Below are 16693 nucleotides of genomic sequence, written 5' to 3' on the forward strand. Positions count from 1 at the left end.
CACAGCACAGCACAGCACAGCACAGCACAGCACAGCACAGCACCAGCGGTAGACATCCGCCTATTTTTACTTGCACCTAAACGCTCAGGACCCCTTGGAGCGTTTTTTGGCATTTACAATAATCAATCAATAGAAATGAGGAAAAAAGATGACACCAGATAAAAAACGGAAACTGCGGAATATCGCTATCCTATCTCTGCTCGGCTTAATCGGCGGCACCTTCGCCTTTACAGCTTTTAACCAACAAGCCATTAATGACCGTGAAAACGACGTCCAAGTTAACGTCGGTGGCCGAGTCCATGACTACTATAACGCCGAGAGTGAAAACAAGGACGTCTTTGTTGAAAACTATGGCGAACGTCCTATCATGGCACGTATTCGCCTGTCCGAGTTCTTGGAATACCGTCAAGGTACGGATGGCCCCTTTACACAGATAGTTGGCGGGGACCGAGAAGAACCTGACACATGGACCCCTTATATTCCTAGTGCGACAGCGATTGGCACACGTACAGGGGCAGGTGCTGCTTTTAACAGATACTCCAACCTAAGATTTGGTCGAGCAGGAGAAGCCCCTTGGTATTTACCAACCTTTAACCATAACAACTTAGATCTCAGTACTGCCGCAGCGGGAGATGCCCGTGACTTGGCAGATGATTCAGATGACGTGACTCATCCCGGAGACGGAACAGATGGCTATTGGGAAGAAGGTGTGACTTATACCAATGGCTCAGGACCAACGAACACTGTTTGGCATGGTGGCTCAGACGGTGCGACACGTGAAACAGCTCAAAACTTGCAAGAACAACGTCCCGTCATGACCATCCAACAATGGTCGGAACTTCAACCTTACCAACAAATCGGTGACTTCTGGGTTGTTGACCACACGACAGGCTGGGCTTATTGGGCTTCACTCTTAGAACCAGGGGAAGCAAGCTCTTATCTATTGGACGCGGCAGAAATGACCGCCGCTATAGAAGATACAGTCTTCAATGGCTCTTACTATTACGGTATCCATGTGGATAGTCAGTTGATTAGTCCTGATCCCGAAAATATGAGTGAATTTCTTACAGATGGCGATAGCCGTTTAGCAGACTTCCTTACAGGTATACAGAATAATGCTATGGACGGTGAAGGCTCTAATCCACGTGCTGATATTGATTCTCCACCATCTGCCTTTAACTTTGATGCTATGCTTCCAGGCCGTGTCTTTACTATGGATGGGGTAGAGTACCGTTATTTGGAAGATATGGGCAACGATAACCATATGATTATCCGCAATGAAGCCATCCGTAACACAAGCTTCAATGACCAACCGCAAGTTTTATCAGACTTCTATACGGGACTTACACCAGCTGTTCAGGCTATGGTACAGCCTGCATCTATTCCGTCTGATGTTCCGAGTATTTCAGATTCCGCAGCTGCACCTTGGACAGGAGGCACTCGTTGGGTACCTTTGGAGTGGGATGATGCTCGCTTCAATGAGGTCCGCGCAGATAGAACTACTGTTAGTGGGTCAACATCTCAAGCCTTTGCGCTTTCCCTTGCGGATGTGGTGCACTTGTCAACAGAAGAAGGGCCTTTCCCTAATCATGCCTCACGTGTTGCTGCCCGTAATAGTTGGTGGTGGCTACGTACCCCTGGTGCTTCAGGCCTTGCTTGGCATGTGTCTTGGGGTACCACTGCTGGTCAGCTGCGTGGCGTTAATACCGTCGGCTTTAGCTATGCCTCTGGGGGTGTACGTCCAGCCCTTATCATCCGTAATCCTTAATCTTAGCGCGCAAGCGCTGGGCTAGGAGCGTAGCGACACCGCCCCTCGGTGGCTTGCCGCCGCGTTTTTCCCTCATGTAGGGCGCGGTAGCGCCCCGCACAAGAAAGATTTGCCCAATGGACTTAGGGCATAAAAAGATGATCTAGGGAACAGACTATGAAACGTACCCCTGGTGCTTCAGGCAATGCTTGGAATGTGAATTGGAATACCAATGCTGGTCAGCTGAATGGCAATAATACCGTCGGCAATAGCAATGCCAATGGGGGTGTACGTCCAGACTTGAAACAGGATATGAAAGACAGATTTTTCATTTGAATGCGTGATTTTATTGGGTTTGCCTCGATAAACAGTGCAAAAAAGTGACCCTCCAATCTAGAGAAACTTGAAGAGAAGAAAACAAGTCCAGCATATCTTCGGCCTGATATAACGTGAAGTACTGCTTACGTTATCCGTGCCATATTTTAAGGGAGTCTGTGTACGTGTAGTACGATATGACACTATCCTCATTGTGCCTGAAGGCACTAATGAGGAATGCCAATCCTTATATAGATTGGCTGAGTATCTCATTAGTTGAGAGTCAAAATCCCTTGTGATCGTTCAGAAAACTGAGCACACAGAAAATGCGTGATGACGGAAAGTTGTTGGCATGAGCAGTACATACGACCATTTGTCCTTCAAAACGGTCAGGAGCGGACCTTTGCGTTTTTCAGTAAACGCGCACACGCTGTAAAAAATGAGACGTCTCTCGAATAGAGAGGCTGTCTTTTTTTGAGAAAAGGAAACAGAGAAATAGATGAAAAATATCGCAAAACCAAAAGGATTTGAGCTGGCTGCGCAAGCCAAACTACTCTTAAGAGAAGTGCTCAAGCTAACGTCCAAAGGACCTAAAAAATACCGCTTTTCCCTCTTTCAAAAGATGGAAACTCTTGCTCTAGATATACTGCAAGACATCTACGAAGCCAATAACTCTTATGTGGCAGGCTCAGATGCGGGGAGGATTCTCACTCAACGGATAAACTTGCATGTAGATGCTCTCGCTAAAGTCAATATCTTAGGGACATTGGCAGATGTGGCTGTCGAGTATGGTGGGATTTCTAAGGGAGAGTTTGCCAATCTGACCAAACTCATCTCAAGTGTAGGACGTATGTTAGGGGCTTGGCACAAGTCCGACCGTCTCCGTTATGAAGACTTTATTCAAGAAAAAGAGGTGACACATGTCTGATCTAAACCAAAAAGCAAAACTTATCTTAGAAGGTATCATTGAGGCCAGAAGTTTTCAAAATGTAGAAAACCTCGCTCGCTTTTTACACGGTTCAAAATCAAAGAAAATTATCCAGAATCAACTCAATCTTAGCGCTTCTTACGGGCGCTTGCTCTCTGAGGATATAAGCTATAAGGAGACTTTGAATTTAATACAGCAACTTATAAAGGCTGACTTAATATATGAAAATCATTTTTCCAATTTGACTGTACTCTCTGTTTCCAAAACAGGATTGGATTTTCTGTATGGCTTAAAGCCCTATATCAAGATTAAAGAAGGCTCAGAAGAAAAAGTTAAAAAAGACAGTAACCTCATGTTAGAGCTACGTAATTATCGTACTTTTAAAGCAAAAGAACTTGATAGGCCACCTTATATGATTTTTGATAATAAGGTGCTGAGTCAGCTGGACAGTATAAGGCCCAAAACAAAGGAAGCATTTCTAAAGATTAACGGTATTGGTCCCAGCAAATGGGAAGCTTTTGGGCAAGATATTTTAGATATGATTATTAGAGAGGGGACTTATGCAGGAGCGGGACTGGACACAGGAGTTTGAGGTCTTCGACCTTTTTGACTTTAACAACTATCAAGCAGATGCCCAAGTGATTTTCAAAGCTTTAGCCGAATGTGACCGTGCGCTTTCTTTGAGTCTCTTGATTGCTCTTCTTCAAGGACGAAAGACAGCGACCATATTGACTTTTGACTTACAGCGCAACAGTAGTTTTGGCTCGCTGGCTAAGCTGAACAAGATGGAGATAAAAAACCTCATCTATCTGCTTATGAATCGAGGGTTACTCAAAATGCGCCGTCTATCGGGTGGTTGTTTTGCTTTTGGTCTATCAGGTGATGGCTTAGCGCACTTGCTCAACCCTAAGCCGCTCTTGGCACAACCGCCCGAGTTCAGTCGGGCAGATATATTACGATTTGAGCAGGAGCTTACCCTCTTTGAACAGCTCCGTGTCTGGCGTAGCCATGCGACCAGACGTTTAAGGGAGCGCTATCTGGGACTACAAGTTTTTGAGGTTGCGACTAATTTTATCCTCAAGCGTATTGCTCATGAGCGTCCGCACACCATGGAGGATTTAGGCGACTATGGGCTATCTGAGGAAGTCTTGAAAAATTATGGTAAAGAAATTTTGGAGCTTATCCATGAAGCGGATTGATTATGATGAGATATGTAGGTTAGAGTACCTCTATGATGCTTTTCATGATAATGTCAAAGGCAAGCGGCATAAGTCTGTGGTAAACCAGTTTGAATATGAGCTGGCGGACAATCTACAAGAGATGTATGACGCGCTTAAAAATAGAACTTATCAGCATCAGCCATATTATAGCTTTGAAGTCCATGAACCCAAGCGCAGGGAGATTTTCGCAGCGCAATACTCGGATAGAGTAGTGAACCGCTGGATTACTGATCATGCCGTTTTGCCTGTTTTATCACGTCATTATATTTATGACAATGCAGCTTGTCAAATAGACAAAGGGGTCCATTTTGGGCGTGGACGGCTCAAGCATCATTTCTATAAGTTTTACAAAGCTTCAGGAAATAAAGGGTATGTCCTCAAATGTGACATTGCCCAGTTTTTCCCCTCGATCAATCAAGTACTTTTAAAAGAAAAACTAGCAAGAGAACCTTTTGATAGCACAACTTTAGCTTTGCTCTATAATATGATTGACTCCTTTGATAATCTGGGTGGAAGAGGATTGCCTCTCGGAAATTATTCTAGCCAACATTTTGCTCTTTATTATTTGTCCTTTTTAGACCGTTTTATCAAAGAAAGTCTAGGCTTTAAGCACTATGTCCGCTACATGGATGACTTTCTTATCCTTCATGAGGATAAGATGAAGCTGAGTGAAGCCCTTGAGCAGATAAGAACTTTTCTCGCTGAAGAACTCGATTTGTCATTAAACGGTAAAACCAGCATTGTCGCTATGCGTGAGGGTGTCGAGTATCTAGGCTATCGATTTTATCTGACTGTGACAGGAAAACTTGTGCAAAAGCTGAAACCTCAAGCTAAAGTTCGCTTGAAAAAACATATTAAAAACCGCAAACGAGATTTCTAATACGGCAAAATTGATTTTGAAAAACTAGAGAATATCTTAGCTTCACATGAGGGACACTTGAAGTCAGGGCAAACTTACCATTTTGAGAAAAAGCTTTTTGGAGAAGAAGTATTTGAAACCCTTTATGAAATAAGCGACCAGAGTAGGATTTCTGAACAAAGAATATAGCACTACAGAATAAATATTATTTCTGTTAAAATAGACAAATATGAGACTAGATCACTACCTGTTCCTCAATGGATGGAAGGACAAGAAAGAACGCAAACGCTTGATACGGACCAGAAAGATTATAATTGATGGAGAAGTAGAGTATAACCTAAGTCGCAATGTCGATCCTCAGATGCATGAAATTATTGTCAATCAGCAACAGCTCACAACATTTGGACATCATTATTTTATGATGAATAAGCCAGCTGGTGTACTTTCAGCCAATAAAGACGAGCACCTGCCCACTTATCGTGACCTTGTGGAAGAAAAGAATGCTGCACTCTATCCTGTGGGACGGCTTGACTTTTTAACGACAGGATTATTATTCATCACGGACAATGGGCCGCTGGGCATCGATATGCTTAAGCCACAGCAACATGTTTCTAAAACATATTTCGTAGAGACATGGGAAGCACTTGAAGAAAGTGATAGAGCTGCCTTTGCGGCAGGCCTTGAATTTATCGGAGGCGTTCGTACGCAGCCAGCGCAACTCGAAATTTTAGATGCGCATCATGCTAAGGTTACTATCCAAGAAGGCAAGTATCATCAGGTCAAGAAGATGTTTTTAGCTGTAGGTAAAAAAGTTGAGCAACTGCAACGTGTAAGTTTCGGACCGCTAGTCTTAGATGAAGGCTTGCAACCAGGCGCTTATCGCCCTCTCACCCAGCAAGAAATCTTGAGTCTGAAGACTTATATGAGAAAGTAAGATTCTTTGACAGTCTGATAGGGCAAGTGTTATAATCATTATCACTTAGAGCCGATGAAGAAAGGAAGTGTCACTATGCCTATTTATGATTTTACAGTGAAGGGAAAACAAGGAGATGATATCTCTTTATCCGACTATAAAGGAAAAGTGCTACTTGTAGTGAATACTGCGACCAGATGTGGTTTTACTCCACAGTATGATGGGCTCCAAAAACTTTATGATGAATATAAAGAGTCCGGGTTTGAAATTCTCGATTTTCCTTGTAATCAATTTAAAGAGCAATCGCCTGGCACAGCTGATGAAATCGATCAGTTTTGTACATTGAACTATGGAACAACTTTCCCACGCTTTCAAAAGATTGATGTTAATGGCGCGGATGAAAGCCCGCTCTATACATGGTTAAAAGAAGAAAAAGGAAGCCCGCTTGGAAAAAAAATTAAGTGGAATTTCACGAAGTTCTTGATCAACGCTCAGGGAGAAGTTGTCGCACGTTATGCTCCAGCAACAGAACCTGAAAAAATTGCCAAAGATATTAAAAAAGAGCTTGAAAAAGTAGAAAAGTAGGAGCATATGCCTCCTGTTTTTTCTTTTGGTATCATCATAAAGAAGCTCATATTTATAGCTGGTTTATGCTATAATTGAGTCATGAATATTCTGCTCGAAATCCAAACGAAATTAAGAGAACTTTCCCCTAACGAGTCCAAAGTTGGGAAGTATGTTCTCGCTTTTCCTGAGGCTGTTATCAACCTAAGCACCCAAGACATTGCTAAAAATAGTCAAGTTTCACCAGCTACAGTTATTCGCTTTGTCAAATCCATCGGACTTGAAGGTGTTCCCCAACTTAAGCAGCAACTTTCTGTCTGGAAGGCAAGTTCCCAATCAGATACAGATTTTCAAGAATTACGTCCTAATGAAGAGATTGATTCGATAAAATCGAAATTAAAAACGCGTATTAATCATATGACGGAGCTTGTTAATGGGCATTTAAACAATGAGAGGCTTGCCAAAACAGTTGATCTGATTGGTGAAGCAGATTTAATCTTTATTTTCGGGATTGGGGCCTCTTTTCTTGTGGCTCAAGACCTGGCTCAAAAATTGAACCGTATCGGCAAAATCAGTATTTGTGCGGACAATACACACACGATGGCTGTCAATTTAACCAATAATAGTCAAAAGAAACTCTTTATCGCTGTCAGTGACCGAGGGGAATCCCGTGAAGTTTTAGCTATGCTTGATTTGGCTCAAGCTGAAAAGATTGAAACCATTGCGATTACCGGTATCGAAAAGTCAAGTCTTGCTAAACGTGCCAAATATCCGCTTATATCCCTATCAGGTGAGAATTTTGAGTTTAGGCATGCGGCTACGGTTTCAATGCTAGCACAATTGTATCTCATCGATTTGCTCTTTTATGCCTATGTCAGCAAAAACTTTGATGATGCACGCGAATCAGTGATTCGTTCTTTAGATATCGTTCGTCATCTGGAAAAAAATTATTGATGTGAAGTTATACATAAAAACAGTAAAAATCTTGGCGTTTTCGTTGTGAAGCGCGATTTTTACTGTTTTCTTTACCTTAAAGTTTTTTATGTTAAAATAGAAGAATGATTTTACTACAAGGGAATGGGATAGCACGCACTTTTGGTGGCGATGTTTTATTCGAAAATATAAATTTTAATCTTCAGGACCACTCACGCATGGCTTTAGTCGGACGCAATGGTGCGGGGAAATCGACTTTATTGAAGATTATTGCAGGCGTTGAAGAACCTTCAGCAGGATCGATTTCTAAGGTCAAGGACTTGCATTTAAACTATTTGGCTCAAGATACAGGACTTTCTTCAGAGTTAACCATTTTTGAAGAAATGTTGACAGTCTTTGAAAAACTCCGTCAAACAGAGCAACAATTGCGCCAGATGGAATTACAGATGTCGGAGTTAACGGGTGATGACTTAGAGAGTTTGATGCACCGTTACGATGCTTTGTCTGAAGAATTCCGTCAAGCCAACGGTTTTACCTATGAAGCAGAGATCAAGTCGGTACTTAATGGTTTTCGTTTCGATGAGAAGATGTGGGACCGTGCTATTTCTTCCTTATCTGGTGGACAAAAGACAAGGTTGGCTTTGGCAAAAATGCTTTTGGAAAAGCCTGATTTGTTGATTTTGGATGAGCCAACCAACCATTTGGACATTGAAACATTGGCATGGTTAGAAACTTACTTGAAAAACTATTCAGGAAGTCTTTTGATTGTCAGTCACGACCGTTACTTCTTAGATAAAGTTGTGACAGAGACCTTGGAGATTTCACGAGGCAAGCTGACACGCTTTGCAGGAAATTACAGTAAATATATTGAACTTAAAGCAGAGATGCTTGCCACTGAGCAAAAGAACTATGATAAGCAACAAAAAGAAATTGAAAAATTAGAAGATTTCGTTGCTCGAAATATGGTTCGTGCCTCCACAACAAAACGCGCCCAATCACGACAGAAGAAGTTGGAAAAGATGGAACGTATTGAAGCACCGACCGGAAGTGAAGCGGCTGCACATATGACCTTTTCCCCAGCTAAAAAGTCGGGCAACATCGTTCTTACAGTTGAAGATGCAGCAGTGGGATACGATAAAGTCCTCGCTGAACCTATCAATATCGATACACGCAAACATGATGCCATTGCTATTGTTGGACCAAACGGGATCGGGAAAACAACATTGATTAAGTCAATTATTGGTCAAATTCCTCTTCTTAAGGGTCAGGTGAAGCTGGGAGCGAATGTCGACTTAGGATACTATGATCAAGAACAAGGGGCGCTGACACCTTCTAACAGTGTTCTTGACGAGATTTGGAATGAGCATCGTCTCTTACCAGAAGTAGAAATACGTAATCTTTTAGGGGCTTTCCTTTTCAGCGGCGAAGATGTGAAAAAGACCGTTTCGATGTTATCGGGAGGAGAAAAAGCACGTCTTCTTTTGGCGAAGCTCGCTATGCAACATGATAATTTTCTTGTATTGGATGAACCTACCAACCACTTGGATATCGACAGCCGTGAGGTTTTGGAGAATAGCTTGATCGACTTCGATGGTACTTTACTCTTTGTCAGTCATGACCGTTATTTTATCAATCGGGTTGCGACCAAAGTCCTCGAAATATCACCTCAAGGAAGTAAACTTTACCTGGGCGATTACGATTACTATTTAGAGAAAAAACGCCAAGAAGAAGAGACACAGCAAGAAGTTGTTTTGGAAGAACAACCAGAAAGTTCGGGCCAGATGGACTATGCGCAACAAAAAGAAGCACAGAAAATCCGTCGCAAGTTAGAACGTGAAGTCAATGCTGCGGAAGAAAAACTTGCTGAACTAGAACAACAAAGCGAAGAAATTTCCCAAGCTATGTTAGACATAACAGATGACTTTGTTAAACTAGGTGAACTCCAAGCAGCACTCGACGAACTGGATGAACAAAAAGAAGAAACAGAGATGAACTTACTGGAAGCAATGGAAAGCTTAGAAAGTTTATGATTGCAAACTTACAGTAAATCTGTTAGACTATATAACAAGAAACCTTTAAATTAGCACGAGAGGCTAGCAAGGAAACCGTATAATTGTCTACTTATATAGTATTTAGGTGTATTCTAAATATTATTGGCATATTTTTTTACGCACTTGCAGCTTTCTGCAAGTGTTTTTTTGTGCAAAACAGCGTGCTATTGATATTAACTTAAAGGACTAGAAAGAGGATAACATGTCATTATCAAAAACTATCGCTTCTGATTTACTCGAAATAAAAGCTGTAAGCCTATCGCCGAGTGCACCATTCACATGGGCAAGTGGGATTCAATCTCCTATTTACACAGACAACCGTGTGACCTTGGCTTATCCTGAAGTACGTACTCGTATTGAGCAGGCTTTTGCGGATTTGGTCAAGGCAGAGTTTCCTGAGGTCGAAGTGATTGCAGGTACAGCAACAGCAGGTATTCCTCATGGTGCAATTATTGCTGACTATCTTCAATTGCCTTTTGCCTATATCCGTAGTAAACCAAAAGACCACGGTGCAGGAAACCAAATCGAAGGACGCGTCTCTAAAGGGCAAAAAATGGTATTGGTTGAGGACCTTATCTCAACGGGAGGTTCAGTACTAGAAGCAGTGGCTGCTGCACAACGTGAAGGGATTGAAGTTCTCGGTGTGATTGCCATCTTTACTTACCAGCTAGAAAAAGCAGCGATAAAGTTTGAAGAAGCACAAGTGCCGTTGCACACATTAACAAATTATTCTGAACTTATCCAAATCGCTCAGGAAACAGGCTATGTAACAGAAGCTGAACTTGAAATGCTTAAAAAATTCAAAGATAATCAAGAAACATGGAATAAATAACATAATAAACATTATGTAAAATATAAAAAGGGGAACAGATGATACTCATAAAAAACGGCCGTGTAATCGATCCTGAGTCCGGTTTTGATCAAGTTGCTGATGTGCTAGTTAAAGATAAGAAGATTATTCGTATTGCCCAAGATTTGGAAGAAGAAGATGCAGATGTTATTGATGCCAGCAACATGATTGTTGCTCCAGGTCTCATCGATATTCATGTGCATTTTCGTGAACCAGGTCAAACGCATAAAGAGACGATACACACGGGTGCTTTGTCTGCAGCGCGTGGTGGCTTTACGACAGTAGTAATGATGGCAAATACTAAACCGATTTTATCGAGTCCTGAAGTACTTGTAGAGACACTGAAACTTGCAGATGAAGAGAAAATTCATATTAAGTCCATTGCCTCCATTACCAAAGATTTTGACGGGAAACATTTGACGGATTTTGATGCTTTGTTGAAGGCTGGTGCAGTTGGCTTTTCGGATGATGGTATTCCACTGAGTGATTCAGGAGTTTTACATGACGCTTTGAAGAAAGCCAAGGAAACGGACAGCCTGCTCTCTATTCATGAGGAAGATCCCAACTTAGTGGATACGCTTGGAATCAATGAAGGCGAAGTGGCACACCAATGTGGTCTAACAGGAGCGACAAAGGTGGCTGAGTACAGTATGATTGCACGCGATGCAATGTTGGCTTTGGATACTCAAGCGCGTTTACATATTCAACATTTGTCTGCAGGTGAAAGTGTAGACGTAGTTCGTTTTGCGCAAAAGATGGGCGCAAAAGTCAGTGCTGAAGTTACACCACAACATTTTTCACTGACAGAGCAAGCTGTTCTAGAGATTGGTACAAATGCCAAGCTCAATCCTCCACTGCGTCAGACAAAAGATATTGCGAAAATTTTGGAAGGCTTGAAAGACAATACTATTAGTGTCATTGCGACTGATCATGCGCCACATACACATGAAGAAAAAAATGTTGCTTTGGCTGAAGCACCGAGCGGCATGATTGGTTTGGAAACTTCTTTGCAACTGGGTCTTACACATTTGGTTACTCCTGGGCATCTTGAACTGGGTCAACTGTTGGAGAAAATGACTATTAATCCAGCTAAATTATACGGTTTCGATGCAGGATATTTAGCGGAAGGTGGCCCGGCTGACATTACGATTTTTGATGCTCATAATACTTATAAAGTGGATGAAAACTTTGATTCCAAAGCAAGCAACTCACCATTTATCGACCAAGAGCTTGTGGGACAAGTCAAATATACGCTTTGTTCAGGAGAAATTGTTTACCGCCCATAAAAATCTTGCAAGAGCTTACATAAATTGTTAAAATGATTTTAATGTTTAATAAATTTTATTCTAAGCAATAGGAGAAATCACATATGAAAATCAGTAAAACAATTAATGCTCCTGTCGAGTTTGTCTACAATCAGATTCTGGATTCATCACTTTATGATATCGAAAAAAATACAGGTCGTAGACCTGATATCAAGTCTCTCAATGGCTTTGAATACTCAAAAACTTTTGGCAAAAATCAACATGGAACCATCACGATTGATGAGGTAGTGAAAGCCAATAAGTACGCTTTTACCACTAAAACAGTTCGCAATACTTTTAATACACGTTGGAGTTTTCTTCCTGTTGAGGATAAGAAAACAGAGATAACTATTGAAGAAAGTCGTACTTCAAGCGGAATGATTCAAAAATTGAATGATATGTTTGTCGGAACGCTTCTGGGACACTGGAAAAAACGTCAGATGGTTGCTATTTTGAATCACATTGAACAAGTTTATAGTGGTGGGAAGTGAGCAGATGGAAAAGAAACAACAAGCCCTTTTAGATCTCGCAACTTATGCTTTTAATAAGCCAAGAAGCAAGGCACGAGAAGAAGCATTTGATAAACTTTTAAGTTTCTCAAAACCTTACAGTTACTGGGAAAATGATGAGTTATCCTCTATGATTATCGATACCTCTTTTCGGGTCTACTGGAAGGATGCAAAGCTCAAGATGTCGGGGATTGGTTATGTTGCCTCTTATCCAGAATTTAGAGGAAACGGCAGCATTCGTAAACTCATGACCGATATTTTAGAAGACAACTATGAAGCTGGAACGGCCTTAAGCTATCTGGCACCCTTTTCTTATCAGTTTTATGGTCAATTTGGTTATCATTACGCTTTTGACCAAAAAGCTTATACGATACCTGCACAAGAGTTTCCCAAAGGTAAAAAAACAGCTGGGCAAGTGCAGCGCCGTACTGTAAATGAAGAGCTTTTTGAAGATATGGCTGAGGTCCATGAGCAAGTTTATAACCAAGGTTCACTGGTCCGTCCGCAACATGTTTGGGAATACTACTTCAAATATAAAGCACAGCCCTTCTTTGCGACTTATGAGGAAAACGGTAAAATTTTAGGCTACTTAATTTATGAGTTTTCGGATACGGCCTTTGTGATTCGTGAATGTATTACGTTGAGTCAAACAGCTCAAGATGCACTTTATCGTTTTGTATCAAGTCATGCAGCAAGTTTTGAAGTTATCAAGTGGACAGCACCATCAAATGTATATCTTGAACATGATCTGGCTGAACCGTCTCGTATACAGCTACAGCTGCAACCGTATATGCAAGCACGTATTGTCAATCTGCAGGCCTTTTTGAAAGTGAACGGTCAACCTGAATTTACTGCACGCATTGTTGATGATATTTTGCCTCAAAATAATATCTGTGTTGGCCCCGAAGCAGAAGAACCAGAAGAAATGACCATTGGTGAATTTACTGCACGCGTGTTACGGGAGAGTGGCGCAATCCTCCGCGAATATTTTTAAAAGGAACCATAAAAAAACACCAAATCTTATGAAAAATGTTAAGGTTTGGTTTTTTTATTAATTAAAACTAAAAAAATAGACTATTTTTGTTTCTAAATTTGTAACATGTTTCAGAAATCGACTTAATAATTAAAGATTTTATTAGTTTCCAGAAGACAAAAGCGGTAAAAATAAGGGTTTTATTAAAAAATATTTGTTTTTTCGCTTAACATTGTTCGCACAAATTATATTTGAAATCGCTTTCTGAAACCGCTATACTATTGGTATAGATAAAAAGAAGGAGAGCAGAGAAATGGCAGATAAAGTTATTGCATTAGCCTGTGCAGCAGGTATGTCAACTTCATTACTCGTAACAAAAATGCAGCAAGCTGCACAAGAAGCAGGAAAAGATTATGAAATCTACGCAAAGTCTGTAGCTGAAATTGATAATATGTTGTCTGGCACAGAGAAACCAGATGTATTGCTTCTCGGTCCACAAGTAGCTTATATGAAAAATGAAGTCATAAAAAAAGCAGCAGCAGTTGGGGTTCCTTGTGATGTGATTAAAATGCAAGATTACGGCATGATGAATGGAAAAAATGTTGTAGCAGCCACGGACACATTAATGAAAGTATAATGAGAAAATCTAGAGATTTTAGAGTAAGAAAGGAGTATTATGGGAAAACTAGGTATCTCTATTTATCCAGAACGTTCCAACTTTGAAGCTGACAAAGCATATTTAGACTTGGCTCACCGCTATGGATATACACGTGTCTTTACTTCACTTTTGGAAATCAAAGGGGATAAGGAAGCTGTTCTTGAAGGCTTTACGAAAGTGATTGCTTATGCCAATAGTCTTGGTATGGAAGTCATGGTAGATATTAACCCTGCACTGTTTGAACAACTTAACATTAGCTATGATGATTTAAGTTTCTTTAATCAGATGGGTGCTGATGGCATTCGTTTGGACCTTGGATTTACAGGAGCTGAGGAAGCACGCATGACCCGCAACCCCTATAATCTTAAGATTGAGATTAATATGAGTCAGGGAACAAGTTACGTTGACAGTATTATGGACTACTCACCTAATATCGAAAACTTACTGGGCAGTCATAATTTCTATCCTCATCGTTATACCGGACTTGCCTTTGATCACTATGTGAAATGTACCGATAAATTCAAAAAGTATAATTTAAATACTATGGTATTCGTTAATTCTCACGAAGCAACATTTGGTCCGTGGCCAACACAAGATGGCTTATGTACACTGGAGGATCATCGTGACTTAAGCTTGAAGACGCAAGTGAAGCATTACAAGCTTTTAGATGGCATTGACGACATTACCATTGCAAACGCCTACGCGAGTGAGGCAGAGCTTAAGGCAATGGCAGAAGCCTTCCATGCGCAAATGCCAGAACTCAAAGTTGTGTCGAAACCTACGATGACGGAAAATGAACGAAAATGTATCTTTGAAGCGACCCACAGTTACCGTGGCGACCGCTCAGAGTACATGCTACGTTCGACCATGACTCGTGTTATCTACAAAGACTTAGATTTCCCAGCACATGATACAGACACAATAAAACCAGGCGATGTGATTATTGACAATGATGGATATGGTCAATATAAGGGTGAAACCCAAATCGCTCTGAAGGAAATGAAAAATGATGGCCGGGTTAATGTCGTAGGACACATCTCGGAAGACGAAATGTTCTTACTTGACTTTATCAAGCCTTGGAGTTCGTTTAAATTTATTGAAAGTGATGAGCTATAATTTATAACCTTATACGCAAATAAATAAAAATTTTAGGAGGAATTCTATGAACGGAATTACGATGTGGATGGAGAAATATCTCGTCCCAGTAGCAGCAAAAATCGGGTCGCAAAAGCACCTGGTTGCCTTGCGTGACTCATTCATTGGTATCCTGCCAGCAACACTGACAGGTGCCCTTGCAGCGATGGTGTCAGCCATCGTCACAACTTTCCCACAGTCTATTCAACAAATGGTTTTGGGACCAACCAAGTTTGCCCAACTCGCACCAGAAGACGTTTGGACGCTTGCTAATACACCCATCATTGGCGATTTGAATAACATCTCAACGCTCGTCAACCAAGGGACTCTGACAGTTATTGGTCTTATCTTTGCTTTCTCTTGGGGTTACAATTTGGCGCGTGCTTATGGTGTCAATGACCTTGCCGGTGGTGTTGTTGCAGTTGCCACTCTCTTCGCTGGTTTGCCAAACCAAATGCCTAAATTCTTGGATGCTTTGGGTGTGAGCGATGCTGGTGTAGCCGCAACAGACAAAATCAATGGTGTATTGACTGGTCAAGGTCTTGCAGCATGGAAGCCACTCTTTGCTGCCGCACACATGGATGCTGGTGCTTACTTTACAATTATCATTATGGGTGCCCTTGCGGTGATTATTTATGCTAAACTAATGTTAGCGGATATTACCATCAAGATGCCTGAATCAGTTCCACCGGCTGTAGCAAAAGCCTTCCTTGCGATTATTCCAACGATTGCTGCAATCTACGCTGTGAGCTTGATTTACTATGTTATTGATAAATTGACACATGATTCTGTAATTAATTTGATTACACACTATATTGCAGAGCCTTTCCAAATCCTCTCACAAAATATTTTCTCAGTTCTTATTGTCACACTCTTCGTCTCAATTTTCTGGTTCTTTGGACTTCATGGACCAAACGTCTTGGCACCTGCTCTTGATGGTATCTGGCTTCCACTTGGTCTTAATAACCAAGCTCTTTACTTCCAAGTCCACTCAGACGGTATTCGTGACTTAGTAGCGCGTGGTGCGATTGATAAAGCACATGCCATTAATGGTGACTATGTCAGTCTTTGGGTTCGTGGTTCATGGGATGCCTTCGTCTGGTTTGGTGGTTCTGGTGGTACAATTACCTTAATCCTTGCCATTCTGATCTTCTCTAAACGTAAAGATTATAAGACAGTGGGACGTCTTGGTTTAGCACCAGGTATCTTCAATATCAATGAGCCTGTGCTCTTCGGTATGCCGATCGTACTGAACGCTATCTTCTTTATTCCATTTGCAATTGCACCATTAGTAGCAGTTATTATTGCCTATGTTGCAACAATGCTTCATTGGGTGGATCCAGTTGTCAGTGCTGTGCCATGGGTTACACCACCAATTATGAATGCCTTCCTTGCTACAGGATTTGACTGGCGTGCAATTATCTTAGCAATTGTCAATTTACTTGTAACTTTTGCTATTTGGACACCATTCGTTATTGCAGCAAACAAGATGGAAGAACCTGAATTATAAAAAACAGAAAGGAACCCAATGATTATTGTTAATGTAGCTATGATGCAAGAAAAAGTAATTCAACTTCTAGAAGAAAATGGATTTACTTATAAGGAAAAAAAGGGATTGAAACTCTATTTTCGAGGTCCGAATAGCGACTTAGCCACGGATGCTCAAATTGCAAAACGCTTAATTAAACAAAGTTCATTTGGTTCAGCATTATTCTTTAACGTCGAGGAGGTTTAA

The 16693-nt window shown here is 41.1% G+C and carries 18 protein-coding genes; all 18 read left to right on the forward strand.

The genetic code is table 11. The features are described from left to right. Positions 1-148 precede the first annotated feature (148 nt). The 18 genes from KJS37_RS05375 to KJS37_RS05460 all read left to right on the forward strand — a co-directional run bounded on the left by KJS37_RS05375 (position 149) and on the right by KJS37_RS05460 (position 16693). Positions 149-1768 carry a DUF6273 domain-containing protein gene (locus tag KJS37_RS05375; protein ID WP_213496224.1) on the forward strand — a complete coding sequence of 540 codons (1620 nt, stop codon included), beginning with the start codon at positions 149-151 and terminating at the stop codon, positions 1766-1768. 156 nt (positions 1769-1924) lie between these two features. Further along, positions 1925-2083, forward strand: a complete 159-nt coding sequence (locus tag KJS37_RS05380) for a hypothetical protein (RefSeq protein ID WP_017369275.1) — start codon at positions 1925-1927, stop codon at positions 2081-2083. A gap of 478 nt (positions 2084-2561) precedes the next feature. After that, a complete protein-coding gene (locus tag KJS37_RS05385; RefSeq protein ID WP_017369276.1) occupies positions 2562-2990 on the forward strand; it encodes a four helix bundle protein in 429 nt (142 codons plus the stop codon). After that, the gene (locus tag KJS37_RS05390; protein ID WP_017369277.1) at positions 2983-3582 is read left to right on the forward strand and encodes an HRDC domain-containing protein; all 600 of its coding nucleotides are present in this window, start codon (positions 2983-2985) and stop codon (positions 3580-3582) included. Before KJS37_RS05385 ends, KJS37_RS05390 begins: the two co-directional genes overlap by 8 nt. Then, entirely contained in the window at positions 3551-4189 is a 639-nt protein-coding gene (locus KJS37_RS05395; RefSeq protein ID WP_213496226.1) for an RQC domain-containing protein, read from the forward strand. Before KJS37_RS05390 ends, KJS37_RS05395 begins: the two co-directional genes overlap by 32 nt. After that, positions 4149-5090: an RNA-directed DNA polymerase gene (locus KJS37_RS05400; RefSeq protein WP_213496228.1), complete on the forward strand. Its 942-nt coding sequence runs from the start codon at positions 4149-4151 to the stop codon at positions 5088-5090. The genes KJS37_RS05395 and KJS37_RS05400 overlap by 41 nt, the downstream gene beginning before the upstream one ends. A 208-nt stretch (positions 5091-5298) precedes the next feature. Further along, a complete protein-coding gene (locus KJS37_RS05405; RefSeq protein WP_213496230.1) occupies positions 5299-6003 on the forward strand; it encodes a 16S rRNA pseudouridine(516) synthase in 705 nt (234 codons plus the stop codon). Between the two features lie 75 nt (positions 6004-6078). Then, positions 6079-6567, forward strand: coding sequence for a glutathione peroxidase (locus KJS37_RS05410; protein ID WP_213496232.1), 489 nt, complete (start codon positions 6079-6081; stop codon positions 6565-6567). A gap of 81 nt (positions 6568-6648) precedes the next feature. Beyond that, positions 6649-7500, forward strand: a complete 852-nt coding sequence (locus KJS37_RS05415) for a MurR/RpiR family transcriptional regulator (protein ID WP_213496234.1) — start codon at positions 6649-6651, stop codon at positions 7498-7500. Between the two features lie 104 nt (positions 7501-7604). Next, complete coding sequence (locus KJS37_RS05420; protein WP_213496236.1) at positions 7605-9509, forward strand: ABC transporter ATP-binding protein; 1905 nt, start codon at positions 7605-7607, stop codon at positions 9507-9509. A gap of 223 nt (positions 9510-9732) precedes the next feature. Next, a complete protein-coding gene (gene pyrE, locus KJS37_RS05425; protein ID WP_213496238.1) occupies positions 9733-10362 on the forward strand; it encodes an orotate phosphoribosyltransferase in 630 nt (209 codons plus the stop codon). A gap of 38 nt (positions 10363-10400) precedes the next feature. After that, positions 10401-11666: a dihydroorotase gene (locus tag KJS37_RS05430; protein WP_213496240.1), complete on the forward strand. Its 1266-nt coding sequence runs from the start codon at positions 10401-10403 to the stop codon at positions 11664-11666. An 83-nt stretch (positions 11667-11749) separates the two neighbouring features. After that, positions 11750-12175 (forward strand): DUF3284 domain-containing protein, encoded by a 426-nt coding sequence (locus KJS37_RS05435; protein ID WP_213496242.1) that lies wholly within the window; start codon positions 11750-11752, stop codon positions 12173-12175. A gap of 4 nt (positions 12176-12179) precedes the next feature. Then, a complete protein-coding gene (locus KJS37_RS05440; protein ID WP_165712724.1) occupies positions 12180-13187 on the forward strand; it encodes a GNAT family N-acetyltransferase in 1008 nt (335 codons plus the stop codon). A 292-nt stretch (positions 13188-13479) separates the two neighbouring features. After that, positions 13480-13803 (forward strand): PTS sugar transporter subunit IIB, encoded by a 324-nt coding sequence (locus KJS37_RS05445; RefSeq protein WP_213496244.1) that lies wholly within the window; start codon positions 13480-13482, stop codon positions 13801-13803. Between the two features lie 39 nt (positions 13804-13842). Next, a complete protein-coding gene (locus KJS37_RS05450) occupies positions 13843-14940 on the forward strand; it encodes a DUF871 domain-containing protein (RefSeq protein ID WP_213496246.1) in 1098 nt (365 codons plus the stop codon). A gap of 46 nt (positions 14941-14986) precedes the next feature. Continuing rightward, positions 14987-16468 carry a PTS sugar transporter subunit IIC gene (locus KJS37_RS05455; RefSeq protein WP_004257558.1) on the forward strand — a complete coding sequence of 494 codons (1482 nt, stop codon included), beginning with the start codon at positions 14987-14989 and terminating at the stop codon, positions 16466-16468. A gap of 18 nt (positions 16469-16486) precedes the next feature. Then, the gene (locus KJS37_RS05460) at positions 16487-16693 is read left to right on the forward strand and encodes a hypothetical protein (RefSeq protein WP_096368195.1); all 207 of its coding nucleotides are present in this window, start codon (positions 16487-16489) and stop codon (positions 16691-16693) included.

This window comes from Lactococcus formosensis, assembly GCF_018403745.1.
Taxonomy (GTDB): Bacteria; Bacillota; Bacilli; order Lactobacillales; family Streptococcaceae; genus Lactococcus; species Lactococcus formosensis.